We start from the raw sequence: 13,704 nt of genomic DNA, 5'->3' as shown, positions 1-13,704 counted from the left end.
CTGCGCGGCGCGGACGTTCGTGGTCGCCCGCGCGCCCTGTTGTTGAGCCTTCACACCTTACAGGGTTGCCGCGAGCATGCAAGAGAGCAGCGTTCGATTTCGAGACCGGCCGCGTTCCGGATTCAGCGGGAACCTTTTCCCTTGTCTTTGAACACCCCCTTAATCACCATGTCAGTTTTTATCATGATCAAAGGCTCCTACAGGATAGCGACGGTCGCAGGCATACCGATCAAGGTGCACCTCACGCTGCTGCTGATGCTGCTGCTCTTTCTCGTGTGGCAGGGGCCGCTGGGGCTCATCATCGCCCTCGGACTGTTCACCAGTGTGGCGCTGCATGAACTGGGACACTCGCGGGTGGCACTCCGCAAGGGCTGCACCGTAAGCGAAATCATGCTCCTCCCGATCGGGGGGATGGCGAAGATGAGCAACCTGCCGCGCGACCCCGCGGACGAATTCAAAATCGCGATCGCGGGTCCGCTGGTCAGCTTGGGCCTGTCCGCCGCGGCCTTCGGCCTCTACCTGCTGTCCGGATCGCTGGGGCTTGAACTGGCTGCTTTCGTCGCGCTGTCGCTGGCCGTGCTGAACCTCGTGCTGGCGCTGTTCAACCTGCTGCCGTCTTTTCCGATGGACGGGGGACGCATTTTCCGGGCGTGGCTCACCCCGCGCAAGGGACGGCTGGAAGCCACGCGCATCGCTTCGAAAATAGGCCGCAGTCTGGCCGTCGTCTTCGGCATCGTCGGCCTTTTCAACGGCAATCTCATCCTGGTCCTGATCGCGGTCTTCATCTTCCAGGCGGCGGGTGCGGAATACCGGCTGGTGCGCCAGCAGCATCACCCGCTCTACGGGGAAGGATTCGGCGGGCCGCAACGCTACGGGAACCCCGGAGTGGAGGAAACGGAAATCAGCGTCGGCCCCCCGCCCTACGCTCAGAAGCGGTCCCCGCTCGATTCGTGGCGGGCGCGGGCTCGAGCCCTCTGGCGCCGGATCACGGGCTCACGCTCCTGAGTGAGGGCCGGACGGGCCTGCCTTCGCGCACAGAACAGGTGGACGGAGCGGGACTATTCCTCTCCGGCGCCGCCTTCGATTTCGCGGAGCTGGTCGAACAGGAACTTATCGCTCGCGCGGACATCTTCGTCCTCGGGCTTCTCCTTCGCCGCCCGGGCCCGCTCCTCCGCCAGTTCTTCCCGCTGACGCTGCTTCTCGATGCGCCGGTATTTCAGATCCTCGATCAGCGCGACCGCAAGTATCGCCGCGATCAGCAGACCGGCCAGGATCCAGAGCATCCTCATGCGGAAATCCGGGGACCGCTTGAAGCGCCGCATCAGGCGCGCCATACCGCGGTTGTTGCTGCGGGGGCGGCGTACCTTCTCCCCGCTTTCATCAAACGAATCCGTCCGCCGCTCGCGCTTCCGCGAGGAGCGCCCGTTCGATGAACGCGGTCTTTTTTTACGGTAATAGGTCCCCGAATAGAAATCGTCCACCACCCGCTCCTCGGGCGGCTCCCGATCGTGATTCTGCTCTGTCATAAGGTTCTCACAGCGTTGTGCATCAAAAGCCGCAAGGGTCGTTTATTCGGCGTGGAAAGTCAAGTTCCGCACGGCGGTCCTGAGGGCCTTCTGCGGATCGCGGCGCGCCGTCTCCGCGCCGCAGGCCTCCTCCAGAGAGGCGATTTCCTCCAGCGCGAGTTCGCGGGCGTGACGCTCCGGCAGCGAGACCGCGCCGGCCACCGCCGCAACCCGGGCCCCCTGTTCCCGGGCTTTGCGGCTGACGCCGGCGACCACCTTGCCGCGCGCGGACTGCTCGTCCAGCCGTCCTTCGCCGGTGAGCACCCAGTCCGCATCCCGCAAGTGTGCCTCGAGTCGCGCCACGCGCATCACCGCATCCACCCCGGAAACCAGGCGCGCCCCGAGCAGCGCGGCCGCGCCGTAGGCCAGTCCGCCGGCCGCGCCGGCGCCGGCCGCCCGCTCCAGCCCGCGGGGACAGACACCGTCGGTATTCACCGCTTCGGCCAGACGGCCCAATCCGCGTTCCAGGCGCGCCACGCCCTCCGACGAAGCCCCCTTCTGGGGCGCGTACACGGCGGCGGCGCCCTCCGGACCGCAGAGCGGATTATCGACATCGCACAGGACCTCGACGGGCGGCAGCGTGAGCGAAGACGGGCGAACGATCGTCGCCAGCCGCTCGAGACTGCCTCCGCCCGGCGGCAGATCGCGTCCGTCCGGCCCGGAGAAGCGGTATCCCAGCGCCGCGGCCGCCCCCGTACCGCCGTCCACCGTCGCGCTGCCGCCCACGGCGAGTTCGATACGCTCCGCCCCCCCGGCCGCGGCGGCGGCCATCAGTTCACCTACGCCGAAGGTGGTGGTGACGAGCGGATCCCGCTCCCGCTCCTGAAGCAGCGTCAGGCCCGCCGCCTCCGCCATCTCGATCACGGCCGTACGGTCCGCGGCCATCCATACCCAGCGGGCCTCCACGCTTTGGTCCGGCCGCGGGCCCGTGACCCGGCACGTCTTCCATGCGCCGCCGCGGGCGACGCACAGCGCCTCCGCCGTACCCTCGCCTCCGTCCGCCATCGGGACCTCGACCACCCGCCATCCCGGGTGCCGTGCCCGCAGCTCGTCCGCCGCCGCGGCACAGGCCTCGGCGGCACTCATGGTGCCTTTGAACGAATCGAATGCGACCACGAGGTTCATGAGCGTTACGGAGCTTCCGGCGACCGCACCCGTGCATCCTTTCGCATCAGCGGCTGCCCGGGTGTACGGGCCGGTCCCCTTTCGCGCAGAGCGGACACTCCGAGGGGTTCCAGGTGGTCGGGCTGCACTCGAGCAGCGCAATCATCGGCACCCCGAAATCGATCGTACCGCCGCTGCGATCCACGAGCACCGCCACGGCTTCCACGACCCCGCCGTGCGCGCGCACGATATCGATCGTCTCCCGGACGCGTCCGCCGCGGGTCACCACGTCCTCGGCCACCAGAAAACGCTCGCCCTCCCGAATCCTGAACCGGCGCATGGCGAGAGCGCCCTCCTCTTTTTCGGCGAAGATGAAGCGGGTGCCCAGTTCACGGCCCATTTCATGGCCCACCGCGATCCCTCCGAGGGCGGGAGCGATGACCGTCTCGGGCTCCATCGCCGGGCATGCTTCCCGCAGCTTCCCGGCCAGCGCCCGGCAGACCTCGGCGGCATGCTGAGGATACTGGAGCAGCATGGCCGCCTGGATAAAACGGTCGCTGTGCAGGCCCGAACGAAGCTCGAAATGCCCCTCGAGCAACGCACCGGTTTCACGAAACCGATCCCAGGCGGGACCGGTCATTTCATTCTGATCCTCCATGTCGAACTCCTTTCGCACCACGCCCTGAATCCGGCTCGGCGGCCGACTGGTTGACGGGCTGTACACTTCCGCATACTATCAACCGCGTTATGGATGTCCAATTTGAAGAGCGTGACGGGGTACTCATCGCGCGCCCGGACGGCGAGCTGGCCGGCCAGGGGGCCGAACGATTCCGGACTCTCTTCAAAGAGCGCGCCGGGCGATCCGCCTGCACGCTCGGCGTCGTCGATCTGAGCGGCGTCCCGCAGCTCGACAGCGTGGGGCTCGGGGCCCTGATCTCCGCGCTGCGCTCCATGATCCAGAAAGGCGGCGATCTGAAATTGTGCGCGGTACGCCCGTCCGCCCGCCTCATCTTCGACATCACCCGCGCGCAGAATATCTTCGATATCCTCCCCGCGCTGGACGATGCCCTCGACGCACTGCGCTGAGTCCTCAGAACCCGATTTCCAAAGCCAGGATCAGGTTTCCGACGGCGAAGAGGTATACGGCGAATGTGGAAAGCGTGTGTCTCCGAAAGAACCGGAGCAGGAAGTGGATGCAGGCCATGGACACGAGGAAGCAGACCGCGAATCCGGCCAGGAGCGGGAGCAGCGGCAGACCGTCCATGGATCCGTCGAACAGCTTGAACACCTGGAACACCATTGCGCCGAGGATGGCGGGCACCGCCATCATAAAGGCGAACCGCGCCGACTCGGTGCGCGCCTTTCCGCATAAGACGCCGGTACTGGTCGTAAGGCCCGAGCGCGAAGCGCCGGGGAACAGGGCGAAGATCTGGGCGATCCCCATCGCCAGCGCCGTTTTCCACCCGATCCCGGGCGGTCGCGACCGCTTCCAGTATTCCGCGAAAATAAAGCAGAAGGCGCAGCTCAGCATCACCGCCCCCACGATATGCCCGTGGCGGACATCGGCCATGCGCGAGTAGAGATAGGGTCCGGCCAGGACCACCGGAAGCGTCGCGAGAATGAGCATCCTCAGCGTCTTCCGGTGCCCGCGGTCCTCGGCCGTCATGCGGGCAGGCCGCAGCAGCGCCCGCAGCATACTCCACCAGTCGTGGTGGAAATAGACCAGGATCGCCAGCAGGCTGCCTGCGTGGAGCACGGTATCGAGCAGGACGCCCCCCTCATCCGACCAGTGCATCATCTGGCGGACCAGCACGAGATGGCCGGAACTGCTGATGGGGATGAATTCGGTGATGCCCTGAATGAGCGCCAGCACGAGAATCTGGAGGATGGTCACACTCAGCAATCCCTTCTGCGGTACGTTCTTCAGCGCGGCGGAAGGACGAGCCTTCCGTCATGCCGTTCAATGATGTGTCCCTTATCGATCAGCCATCCCAGTGCCGACGAACGGCTCCGATCCGTATCGCCGTCGCCGCGGAGCAGGTCGTCCGCCGTGCACCGGTCCGCGCGTCCGATCTCCTCGATCAGGGCTTCGATGTCCGGGGCCACCTTGCCGGTCTTCAGCGCCGCCGGCATGATCGAGCTCACGTAGTTCACCTTGCCGTCCATTTTGAAGACGTACAGCTTCATATGCTTGAACGCCGCGCGCAGCGAGATGATCATCGACAGCGGAAAGTTTTTCTCCCGCTCGTCGAATCGACGCAGAAAGGCCCGCAGGTCGCGGTCCGTCATCCCCTCCATCGCGGCGGCGGGCATCACCGCGCGGCGCAGCTTCCGGATCAGGTCCGGGCCCACCTGCTCGCGGAACCGCTGTTCCGCTTCAGGGCGATCCAGCGTCGCGGCCGTCTCGCTCCCCGCCCCTTCGCGGAGCCGGTAGCGGCGGGTTGTACATGCCTGCTGCTTCCACTGGTCGACCAGCTCCGCGTCGTGCAGGACTTCGATCTTCCGCTCGTAGTCCTCGAAGCTCATGTGGGCGAAGCGCCTCTCGTACAGCTCGCGGACGCTGCGGTGGTAGAGGTGATAGTTGGGCGGTCCCAGCAGCTCGCCGGAGAGGCCGCAGCGTCCCACGCAGTTGAACTGTCCCTCCGGGGGCGGCTGTTCGATCTCTTCGCAGACATAATACTCGTTGAAATGCGCCGCCACGGCGTGCTCGACCGCGCTTTCCTCCGAACGCGCCACCGAGCCGCACTGCCGGCACTGAAACAGGGGCGGCGCCTCCCCTCCGCGTTCGCACTCCAGCTTAATGCGGTAGAAACGGGGATCAGAGAGAAACTTCTCCGCCAGGGCGGCCAGCGGATAGGCGCGCCGCGAGCGGTGCAGCCGCTGCGCGAGCGCGGACAGACGCTTCTGGTCGGGCAGAAAGGTTACGCGGTAGGGAAGCTCGACGGGGGGCGCAGGCCGCGCCCCGCCGCGCCCGGTTGGCTTCGACTTCGCGGAGTCCCGCTTCGGCTGCCTTTCGCGCCGGGGCCGCGTCTCCTTCCTCGCGGGCCTCCTCTCCGCTTTCCGGGCGCCGGAGCGGCGCGGCTTCCCGCCGGTGTCCTTTCGCGGCGACGGCGTCTTCGGATCGCGCTTAACCCAGTCGGGTGCCAGATTCAGGTCGGCCAATTGCTCCCGCAGGTCCGGAGTGCTCTCCTCGGACTGTTCCGGACCGGGTTGCGAGTCGTTCTTCATAGACACGGAACTGCAATATGATAGTTTCCCTCCGTCAGTTCAAAGCAAAATCGGCACGACCTGCGTGTGCCGGCAAAGCGCTGACCTAACCCACCCTTAACATTCGGGAGATTCATGAAAGCGGACGAACTCGAACGTTATTCTTCGGCCGTCACGCTCTCCGACATGGAGATCTTCGTTTTTCCCCGCCTGCTCTATGCCCTGGTGCTGGCGAACATCATGTCGCCACTGCTGTGGGAATGGCGCCGGGACCGCTGGTTCAGAAAGCTGGATCGCAAAACCCCGTACAGGAAAGTGATGCGGCTGAAGCAGTTCATCATGGATCATTTCGAGTTCAACCTCGACCTCGAGACCTGGGGGCTGACGCACAAGAACCGCGAAATCGAACGGTTCAGCCCCTTCATGGACCCCGAGGCCATCGCCCGCAGCAATGCGCTGTTCGGATACCAGGGCGACCGGTACTACTTCGACATCGATATCCGCCGCCATTTCGGGCTCGACTCCTACGAAGAGGACATCATCCCGTACTGGAAAACGGAGACGCTGGAGGCGATGCACGCCTTCCGGCACAAAGAGGGTTACACGGAAGGCGCGGGCGAATGCGTCTCGCTCTCGACGCTCTACGCGGCGGCCCTGTTCGTGGTGTGCCGTATCCCGCTCGAGCAGATCTACCTGATGGCCACGCCCCTGCACTCGCAGAACTTCATCGATGTCGCCGACGGAGTCCTCACCAACAACCGCCGCGTCGTCACCAAAACCATGTGGTACAACGGGACCGAACTCAGCGCCCGCGCCCAGCGCGCCCTGCGCAATGAACGCGTGACGATCGTCTCCCACCCCACGGGCTGGATCCACCTGATCCACCCCGTGCGCACGATCGACGAACAGGCCTGGGATCAATTCACCGGCCGGCTGCAGTCCTACCTGACGCGCGAACGGATCGATTACGAGGTGCTGGCCAATTTCCTGCGGCTGCACCGGGAGTTCCAGGTGTGCTTCCAGCTCCGCCACGAACATCACGGGAAGACGCGCTACCTGCCCGCGGAAACGGCCTATCATTACGAACACGCGTCCTCGTACCGCGTGAACGACACCACTTCGGATCACCTGCTCTCGGAGATCGATGAATACGAGTTCTACTCCAACCCGCTCGAGGGACGCATCTGCCTGCAGGAGCTGGCCGACTATCTGGAGCGGAACCCGATCCGCTCCTACGACCGCGATTCGCTGCGCGCGCTGGCCGAGCGGATGCAGTGCCCGCACAATCGCGCGCCGGAAATCCTGGAGCGGCTGGCGGCGTTCGTTCACGTGGCACCGCGCCTCCCCGACCTCTCCGCCAAGAGACACGAAACCGAAGCGGCCATCGACCTCCACCCCGACATGAACCGCGAGGAGGTCATCGACCGACTGACGGAGCTGCGCGCCGCGAGCGCGACCGCCGACCTGGCGTTCTACGCCTACCGCGATCTTGCGTCGACCGACTGGGAACCCTTCATGAAGGCGGCGCTGGAGCGCAACCCGGTGTGTATCGAGGGGGCGAAGGACCTGACGCTTGACGGTCTGCGCGACTATCTCGACCGTCTTCCCGACGACTCGATTTACGACGGGACGCGAGCCGCGCAGCCGGACGAGGTGTGGAACTTCGGCCGCGGCGACGGCCTCGAGAAGGCGGTCACCTGTGCCGCCGTACTTCGCCACCGCACGCCGGAGCGGCCGATCACGCTGGAATGCACGCCGGAGCGCGCTGCGCTGATCCTGGAGGACGAACGTCTCGAGTGGCGTTCATCCAAGGGGCTGCGTCATACGGTCGAACTCTGAACGGCGGACGAGCCTTCCCTATGAGCGATTCCGGAACACGACCCGAACTCTGGATGGCGCCGATGCGCGGGATCACCACCCCCGAATTCCGCGCGGTCTGGAGGAAGCACAGCGGGGGACTACGCGGCGCCGTGACCCCGTTCATCGCCCTCAGCCGAACCTCCCGCCTCCGACCCGAACGCGTGAGGCGTCATCTCGGCGACCCGGCACCCGGCTGGCGCGTGATCCCGCAGGCGCTGACGTCCGATTCCGAACCCTTCCTCGAACTGGCGCACATCGTCGCCGATCTCGGCTGCGACGAACTGAACCTGAACCTCGGGTGCCCTTGGAAAAAGATCAGGAAAAAGGGCCGCGGATGCGGGCTGCTCGCGCATCCCGACCGGCTGTTCTCCTTTCTGGACACCGTGTGTCCCCGTCTGCCCGTCTCCCTGTCGATCAAAGTCCGCCCGGGCATCGAACGGCTGGACGAGCTGGACGCCCTTGTTCCGCGGCTGAACGCGTATCCCCTCGCCCACGTCACGATCCATCCGCGCACCGCGGAGCAGATGTACACGGGTTGCGCCGACCTCGAGACGTTCCGCCGCCTGGCGCAGGCCTTTACGGCGCCGGTCTGGTATAACGGCGACCTCCTATCCGTCCGCGACTTCAGGCGCTTCCGCGCCGCCCTGCCCCGTCAGCGGACCTGGATGCTGGGCCGCGGCCTCCTGATCCATCCCTTCCTCGCGGAAATGATCGTTGGAGATCGAACGGTACTTCCCGACTATCTCCCGAAGCTGCGCGCATTTCACGAGGACCTGCTCCGGGTCTACTGCGACGAACTTCCGCCCCGCTCCGTCACCGGACGGATGAAGGAACTGTGGAGCTATCTCGCGCAGGGACTGCCGCACGGCGACGCCGCCTTCGACCGGATCAAACACGCCCGCTCGCCGGAGGAACTTCGCGAAGCCGCGGCGAGGGTGCTGGACGAGGCGTCCCGATGAAATAACCGGCCGGCCTTGATCAGCGTTTCTCTTTTTCTGGAACTCTCCCTTGTCTTCACACCGTAATCCGCTTACGGCGATACCCATGAGCAACCGGGAGGTAAGAGCGTATCTTTCAGAGATCGGGCGCAAGGGTGGTTTAAAGAGTCGCCGGACGCTTACAGCGGAGCAATCCCGGGACATGATCCGGGTACGCGAAGCGCAGAAGGCATTCCACCGCTATTATGCCCGATGCTTCTGGTATATGCGTGATGATTTGCGGGTCACCCTTTCCGACGTCCCGGAGATCGTTCGCGGTCTGCGTCAATACGGAGGGCGGGAAGGATATCTTCTCGCCGAAAAACTGTGCCTCTAAGCGAAATACAGGCCAAAGTTGGTTCTACGTAATTTTTTGTGGTGAGGCGACGGGAAATCCGCTCGCGTCCCGTCGTACTCGTACTCGAATTCCTTGAATCGGGGGATGGGATCGCGCCTTCGGCGCTCCGAGTACGCGTACGAGTACGAGTACGAATTATGTTCACCCCCCTCAACCCACCTTCATGTTCTTCATGTGAAGGCAGGGATTCTGCTGGACAGCAGAAGGCCGTCCGCAGACCCGGCGCGCTTAGCCTGTCCGCCGAAGGCATAAAGGGCCGAAGGCGGAGAGATCGCGCCCTACCCGGAAATCGCAAAGATGAATGAGAAGAGCACAGGCAAAGAAATGGTGCGTTCTCTCTTACGTTCGTAGTAGGCCCGCAGGTCCGCGCAGCGGACCAGGGCCGTTATCTTTTCCCGGAGGGCGCGGGCTGCGTCAGCGGGAAATCCTGATATTGCGCCGCAGGTAGGTGGGTTCGTCGAGGTTCTGTCCGCGGAAGAGCGTGGGTTCGAGTTTCGCGAAGGGGCCGCGCGGGCTGGCGTCGATATCCATCTCGATCTGCACGGGACGCCGACCCCGGCGCTCCCCTTCCCCGCCGTCCTGCCGTTCTTCCCCGGCCTCCTCTTCCTCCTCCGGCGCGAGCATCAGCAGCGTAACCAGCCCGAGCCGGGCACTCATCCCCTCGTTCAACGACACGCCCCAGTTGCGGACCGCGGGTTCGGGCAGGCGGGCGCTCCATTCCGAGACCATGCTTCGCAGTTCGGTCAGGCGGAAATCATTCCCCGCCGTCAAACCGATCAGCCCGCCGCGTGCACGGCCGATCGACTCGTCTCCGCCGAGCAGCGGGTGGCGGAACAGCTGCTCCACCGCCCCCGACGCGGCCTCGCGGTCCACTTCCGTGCAGGCGAACACCGCCTGCCCCTCCCCGCCCTGCAGCATGGCGCCGACTGCTCCGAAATCCAGGTTGATCACACCGTCCTCGCAGAAAATACGCGCCAGCGCGGCCACGCCCGGCAGGATCCACCGATCCGCAAGGGCCAGCGACTCCTGGATCGTCCGTTCGTCGTTTTCCTCCGCCAGGAGATCGTTGCGTACGGGAACGACCACATTGGACGCCGCCCGGAGTTCCTGCAGGGCCTGCTCGGCGTGCCGCCTCGCCGCCTCCGGTTCAAACTCGAACGGCATGACCGCGAAGGTCATCGTCATGATATTGTCCGCGCGGGCCCAGCGGATGATCTGCGGCAGTGCGCCGGACGCCGTTCCGCCGCCCAGCCCCGCGATCACGAACAGGAGGTCGAGATCGCCGATCATCGCACGGATACCGGAGGCATCGGACTGCGCCGCGCGGCGGCCGAGGTCCGGGCTGGACCCCGTGCTGAAGGCACGGGTCACGGTTTCGCCGATCAGCCGCGTCTCCGGCACGCCGCAGCAGGACAGATGCTGCGCGTCCGTGTCGATCGCGGCCAGGCGCAGGCCCTCGGGCCACAGGGCGCGGGCGCGGCCGAGGATATTCAACCCCGCGCCTCCGACCCCGAGGAGCATGATACGCGGCATGTTTACCTCAGGAACCTCCGCCATCACCCCTCCTCTTCCGCCGGCGCAACACACCCGGCCACAGCCTTCCGCCGCTTCGCCGTCTGCGCGGCGCGGTCTTCTGTTCCGCCGCCACTCGCAGACCTCCGACCGCCACCGCGTACTGCACGCTTTCCGCCGCGCCCGGGAGGCCGATCACGTCCATCACCCGGCCCGTCTGGACGGCGGTATCGAAGACCCGATGCGCCGCGTCGGGAACCCCCTCCAGGCAGGACCCACCCCCGGCCAGCACCACGCCCGTCCCGAGGAGGTCGAGCACCCCCCGTTCGCGGAGCAGGGACTGGATCACCTGAAACGTCTCCTCCACGCGGACCTCAATCACTTTCTGCAGACTCCGCCGCCGCACCACGCATCCCCCGAACCCTTCCCCATCGGAGGACACCGAGATGCGTCCGGCGGTGTCGAGATGATCCGCCAGCGCCCGCCCCTCCTCGCGCTTGACGGTCTCGGCCTGCCGGAACGAGAGGTTGAGCGCGCGCATCAGGTCGCAGGTCACGTGCGCCCCCCCTACGGCGACCGACTCCGCCGCGCAGGGACGTCCCTCGTGATAAACCATCACATTGGTGGTCCCTCCGCCCATGTCGACCACCGCCGCACCGGCCTGCCGCTGCTCCTCGGTGAGAAGGCCGTGCGCCAGACACAACCCACTGTACGCCACGCCCTCGCAGTCGATATCAATGTCCTCCAGCAGGCTCCTGAAATTGTCGACCACCGAGGTGCGGGCGTAGATGGAAAGCATGTCCAGGTTGAGATGATTCCCGTACATACCCTCGGGATTCAGGATCTGCCGCTGGTCGTCCACGCCGTAATACCGTTCCAGGGCATGAAGCCGGACCCGGTTGGCCGGTTCCGGGGTCTTCATGGTCATCGAACGGACGTACTCCATGTCCTCCGGCGTGATTTTACGGCCGAGCCGTTCGGGTCCTTCGAGCGGCACGGCGCAGCCGATCGTCCGGCTCTCGATCCCGCCGCCCGAAATAATCAGCAGCGCGCGGTGGAGATCGGTGTCCCCGCTCTGTTCCGCCTGGTCCACGGCGGTCCGCAGCGCGTCGGCCGCGGAGCCGTAATCGATAATCTCGCTCTTGCGCACTCCGCGCGACGCGCTCTCGCCGTACCCCAGGATCATGAGGCTGCCGCGCTCGCGCATCTCGCCGATCAGCACGCGGACGCGGCTCGTCCCGACCTCTATGACCGCCAGCGGTTCCGACTTCATCAGGCACTCCTCACCGGTAGGTCACCGGCACATTGATCCCGTCCGCCGTAAGATCCACCTCCGCCAGCGCACGACCGTGATCCTCCGCGATCTGCAGAATCGCCACCAGCCGCCTCAGGCGGCGGAGAAGGGTGGATTCGCGCCCGGGCGGCAGCAGCACCCGTACACGATTCCGGAGACGAAGCTCGATGCGTTCCGCCCCGGAGACATCGAGGACGGCCGGGTCGATATGCGCCCCCCACTTCTCGCGCCGCAGGATGTCGAGCAGCCTCAGGGCCCGCTCCATGGCGGGGCCTTCAATCCGATCCCCGGGCGTGCGCCTGTCGTTTTCCTCCAGGCCGCGGATCTCCGGCAGCTTGTCCGAGTTGCGCCGCGGAGGGAGCACGACGCCGAAGCGATCCACGGGCAGCGGGTAGCGCCGCGGGCCGCCCCCCCCCAGCCTCGCCACGGCGACCCGCTCGCGCACATCGACGAGGAGGGTTCCGGGGAGATCGCGGCTGACGGTCACGGACTCGATCATCGGCACGGTGGACAGGCGTTCGAGGACTTTACCCAGTTCCGGCTCGAAGATGTTCTCGACGTCCTTGAGCCCCCCGTATTCAAGGATCCGGGCGCGGTCGAGGCGTCCGTCGGTCGAGACCCGGATCTCGCGGCAGCGGAAGTGGCCGTTTCCCGCGAACAGGGAGCGTCCCGCCGCGCGCACGCCCGCCACGCATCCCCACACGGCGAGGATCACGACCGCCGCGAACACGACCGCCACGAAAACCCTTCCCGCGCCGCTTCCGCCTTTACCCCGGCGGGACGCGCGGCCGGTGCCGCGCCGCTTCTTTTTGCTCACGGTTCTACGCGCCATGTTCCTGTTCCCGTTCATCCCCGGGTTCCCCGAGGACCGCCGTGTTCATGATCCGCTCGCACAGCTCCGCAAAGGAGACGCCCGCCGCGGCCGCCGCCTTGGGCAGCAGGCTGGTCTCCGTGAAGCCGGGAATGCTGTTCAGCTCGAGCGCGTACAGCTCCCCCCCGGCGTCCATGCGGAAATCGACCCGCCCGAACCCGCGCGCCCCGAGTACGCGGAAAGCTCGCTCCGCCAGCTCCCGGCAGCGCTCGGCGATGCCGTCCTCCACGGGCGCGGGCACGAGATAACGGGTCTCGCCCGTCTCGTACTTCGCCGCAAAATCGTAGCACCCGCCCGCAGCGCATATCTCCAGTTCGGGAAGCACCTCGCCGTTCACCAGACCGACCGTGAGTTCGCGGCCGGCGACGAACCGCTCCGCGACCGCACCCGGGCCGTGCGAGAAGGCCTCGTCCAGCGCCGCGTCCAAATCGCCGCCGCCGTTCACGATCCGCAGTCCGATACTCGATCCCTCGCAGGCGGGTTTGACGACGAGCGGGCGGCGCAGCGATCGATCCAGTTCCTCCGCCAGCCCGCTCCGCTTCACCCGGCGCGGCGCTCCGCCGTCTTCCGTCATCTCCACCCCGTCCCCGTCCGCGGTCATCGCGCACCCCGGGCAGACCGGAATGCCGGACCGCAGGAACGCGGCACGCGTGAGCCGCTTATCGAACGAGTGCGCGCTGGATTCCGGCCCGGATCCGGTGTACGGGATTCCGCGCCGCTCGAGCACCCGCTGAATCCCGCCGTCCTCGCCGAACGCCCCGTGCAGGGCGATGAACCCCGCCTCGACGCCCTCCGGGATCGCGGGGTTCTCGTCACGCACGTCGATCGCCGTGACCTCGAATCCGCGTTCGCGCAGCCCTTTCGCCACGGCCGCGCCGGAGCGGAGCGAGACCTCTCGCTCCGACGCCGTACCGCCCATCAGGACGGCTACGCGTGAATAACGTCGCGGCGGCATG

14 protein-coding genes are annotated in these 13,704 nt (G+C 66.2%); 5 read left to right on the top strand and 9 right to left on the bottom strand.

Going from position 1 to position 13,704, the window contains the following annotated elements; genetic code table 11:
* Positions 1 to 183 precede the first annotated feature (183 nt).
* Positions 184 to 1,005, top strand: a complete 822-nt coding sequence (locus L21SP4_RS02340; protein ID WP_160300635.1) for a site-2 protease family protein — start codon at positions 184 to 186, stop codon at positions 1,003 to 1,005.
* A gap of 53 nt (positions 1,006 to 1,058) precedes the next feature.
* Here L21SP4_RS02340 and L21SP4_RS02335 read toward each other — a convergent pair whose 3' ends face one another.
* From L21SP4_RS02335 to pyrE, 3 genes are read right to left on the bottom strand one after another with little or no spacing between them, the layout of a single operon-like run.
* Complete coding sequence (locus L21SP4_RS02335) at positions 1,059 to 1,526, bottom strand: hypothetical protein (protein ID WP_052881155.1); 468 nt, start codon at positions 1,524 to 1,526, stop codon at positions 1,059 to 1,061.
* A 42-nt stretch (positions 1,527 to 1,568) separates the two neighbouring features.
* Entirely contained in the window at positions 1,569 to 2,690 is a 1,122-nt protein-coding gene (locus tag L21SP4_RS02330) for a glycerate kinase family protein (protein ID WP_052881154.1), read from the bottom strand.
* A 46-nt stretch (positions 2,691 to 2,736) separates the two neighbouring features.
* A complete protein-coding gene (gene pyrE / locus L21SP4_RS02325) occupies positions 2,737 to 3,327 on the bottom strand; it encodes an orotate phosphoribosyltransferase (RefSeq protein ID WP_074041351.1) in 591 nt (196 codons plus the stop codon).
* Positions 3,328 to 3,416: 89 nt separating this feature from the next.
* On the opposite strand from pyrE, the gene L21SP4_RS02320 reads away from it, so the two are divergent.
* Complete coding sequence (locus tag L21SP4_RS02320; protein ID WP_052881153.1) at positions 3,417 to 3,755, top strand: STAS domain-containing protein; 339 nt, start codon at positions 3,417 to 3,419, stop codon at positions 3,753 to 3,755.
* Positions 3,756 to 3,759: 4 nt separating this feature from the next.
* Here the strand turns inward: L21SP4_RS02320 and L21SP4_RS02315 are convergent, their stop codons facing one another.
* Positions 3,760 to 4,563 (bottom strand): undecaprenyl-diphosphate phosphatase, encoded by an 804-nt coding sequence (locus tag L21SP4_RS02315; protein WP_052881152.1) that lies wholly within the window; start codon positions 4,561 to 4,563, stop codon positions 3,760 to 3,762.
* Positions 4,564 to 4,592: 29 nt separating this feature from the next.
* Positions 4,593 to 5,897, bottom strand: a complete 1,305-nt coding sequence (locus L21SP4_RS02310; protein ID WP_052881151.1) for a hypothetical protein — start codon at positions 5,895 to 5,897, stop codon at positions 4,593 to 4,595.
* 114 nt (positions 5,898 to 6,011) lie between these two features.
* Here L21SP4_RS02310 and L21SP4_RS02305 point away from each other — a divergent pair, with 114 nt between their 5' ends.
* The 3 genes from L21SP4_RS02305 (at position 6,012) to L21SP4_RS12875 (ending at position 9,050) form a co-directional block, all read left to right on the top strand.
* Entirely contained in the window at positions 6,012 to 7,715 is a 1,704-nt protein-coding gene (locus tag L21SP4_RS02305; protein ID WP_052881150.1) for a hypothetical protein, read from the top strand.
* A gap of 20 nt (positions 7,716 to 7,735) precedes the next feature.
* Entirely contained in the window at positions 7,736 to 8,695 is a 960-nt protein-coding gene (locus L21SP4_RS02300; RefSeq protein WP_160300632.1) for a tRNA dihydrouridine synthase, read from the top strand.
* 85 nt (positions 8,696 to 8,780) lie between these two features.
* On the top strand, positions 8,781 to 9,050 hold the full coding sequence (locus L21SP4_RS12875; RefSeq protein WP_144413724.1) for a hypothetical protein: 270 nt from the start codon (positions 8,781 to 8,783) through the stop codon (positions 9,048 to 9,050).
* A gap of 435 nt (positions 9,051 to 9,485) precedes the next feature.
* On the opposite strand, the gene L21SP4_RS02295 is transcribed toward L21SP4_RS12875, so the two are convergent.
* From L21SP4_RS02295 to L21SP4_RS02280, 4 genes are read right to left on the bottom strand one after another with little or no spacing between them, the layout of a single operon-like run.
* Positions 9,486 to 10,628 carry a cell division protein FtsZ gene (locus L21SP4_RS02295; RefSeq protein ID WP_052881148.1) on the bottom strand — a complete coding sequence of 381 codons (1,143 nt, stop codon included), beginning with the start codon at positions 10,626 to 10,628 and terminating at the stop codon, positions 9,486 to 9,488.
* On the bottom strand, positions 10,612 to 11,856 hold the full coding sequence (ftsA, locus tag L21SP4_RS02290) for a cell division protein FtsA (RefSeq protein ID WP_052881147.1): 1,245 nt from the start codon (positions 11,854 to 11,856) through the stop codon (positions 10,612 to 10,614). The genes L21SP4_RS02295 and ftsA overlap by 17 nt, the downstream gene beginning before the upstream one ends.
* A 10-nt stretch (positions 11,857 to 11,866) precedes the next feature.
* Entirely contained in the window at positions 11,867 to 12,709 is an 843-nt protein-coding gene (locus tag L21SP4_RS12800) for a cell division protein FtsQ/DivIB (RefSeq protein ID WP_052881146.1), read from the bottom strand.
* Positions 12,699 to 13,703, bottom strand: a complete 1,005-nt coding sequence (locus L21SP4_RS02280; RefSeq protein ID WP_052881145.1) for a D-alanine--D-alanine ligase — start codon at positions 13,701 to 13,703, stop codon at positions 12,699 to 12,701. Before L21SP4_RS02280 ends, L21SP4_RS12800 begins: the two co-directional genes overlap by 11 nt.
* Position 13,704 lies beyond the last annotated feature (1 nt).

Origin of the sequence: Kiritimatiella glycovorans, from assembly GCF_001017655.1 — a bacterium.
In the GTDB taxonomy this organism is placed as follows: domain Bacteria; phylum Verrucomicrobiota; class Kiritimatiellia; order Kiritimatiellales; family Kiritimatiellaceae; genus Kiritimatiella; species Kiritimatiella glycovorans.
This window is presented reverse-complemented; position numbering and strand designations above follow the sequence as displayed.

Bases quoted from the DNA above. Each gene is read 5' to 3' on its own strand.
- L21SP4_RS02340 (WP_160300635.1), top strand. From the start codon at position 184: ATGATCAAAGGCTCCTACAGGATAGCGACGGTCGCAGGCATACCGATC.
- L21SP4_RS02335 (WP_052881155.1), bottom strand. From the start codon at position 1,526: ATGACAGAGCAGAATCACGATCGGGAGCCGCCCGAGGAGCGGGTGGTG.
- L21SP4_RS02330 (WP_052881154.1), bottom strand. From the start codon at position 2,690: ATGAACCTCGTGGTCGCATTCGATTCGTTCAAAGGCACCATGAGTGCC.
- pyrE (WP_074041351.1), bottom strand. From the start codon at position 3,327: ATGGAGGATCAGAATGAAATGACCGGTCCCGCCTGGGATCGGTTTCGT.
- L21SP4_RS02320 (WP_052881153.1), top strand. From the start codon at position 3,417: ATGGATGTCCAATTTGAAGAGCGTGACGGGGTACTCATCGCGCGCCCG.
- L21SP4_RS02310 (WP_052881151.1), bottom strand. From the start codon at position 5,897: ATGAAGAACGACTCGCAACCCGGTCCGGAACAGTCCGAGGAGAGCACT.
- L21SP4_RS02305 (WP_052881150.1), top strand. From the start codon at position 6,012: ATGAAAGCGGACGAACTCGAACGTTATTCTTCGGCCGTCACGCTCTCC.
- L21SP4_RS02300 (WP_160300632.1), top strand. From the start codon at position 7,736: ATGAGCGATTCCGGAACACGACCCGAACTCTGGATGGCGCCGATGCGC.
- L21SP4_RS12875 (WP_144413724.1), top strand. From the start codon at position 8,781: ATGAGCAACCGGGAGGTAAGAGCGTATCTTTCAGAGATCGGGCGCAAG.
- L21SP4_RS02295 (WP_052881148.1), bottom strand. From the start codon at position 10,628: ATGGCGGAGGTTCCTGAGGTAAACATGCCGCGTATCATGCTCCTCGGG.
- ftsA (WP_052881147.1), bottom strand. From the start codon at position 11,856: ATGAAGTCGGAACCGCTGGCGGTCATAGAGGTCGGGACGAGCCGCGTC.
- L21SP4_RS12800 (WP_052881146.1), bottom strand. From the start codon at position 12,709: ATGGCGCGTAGAACCGTGAGCAAAAAGAAGCGGCGCGGCACCGGCCGC.
- L21SP4_RS02280 (WP_052881145.1), bottom strand. From the start codon at position 13,703: ATGCCGCCGCGACGTTATTCACGCGTAGCCGTCCTGATGGGCGGTACG.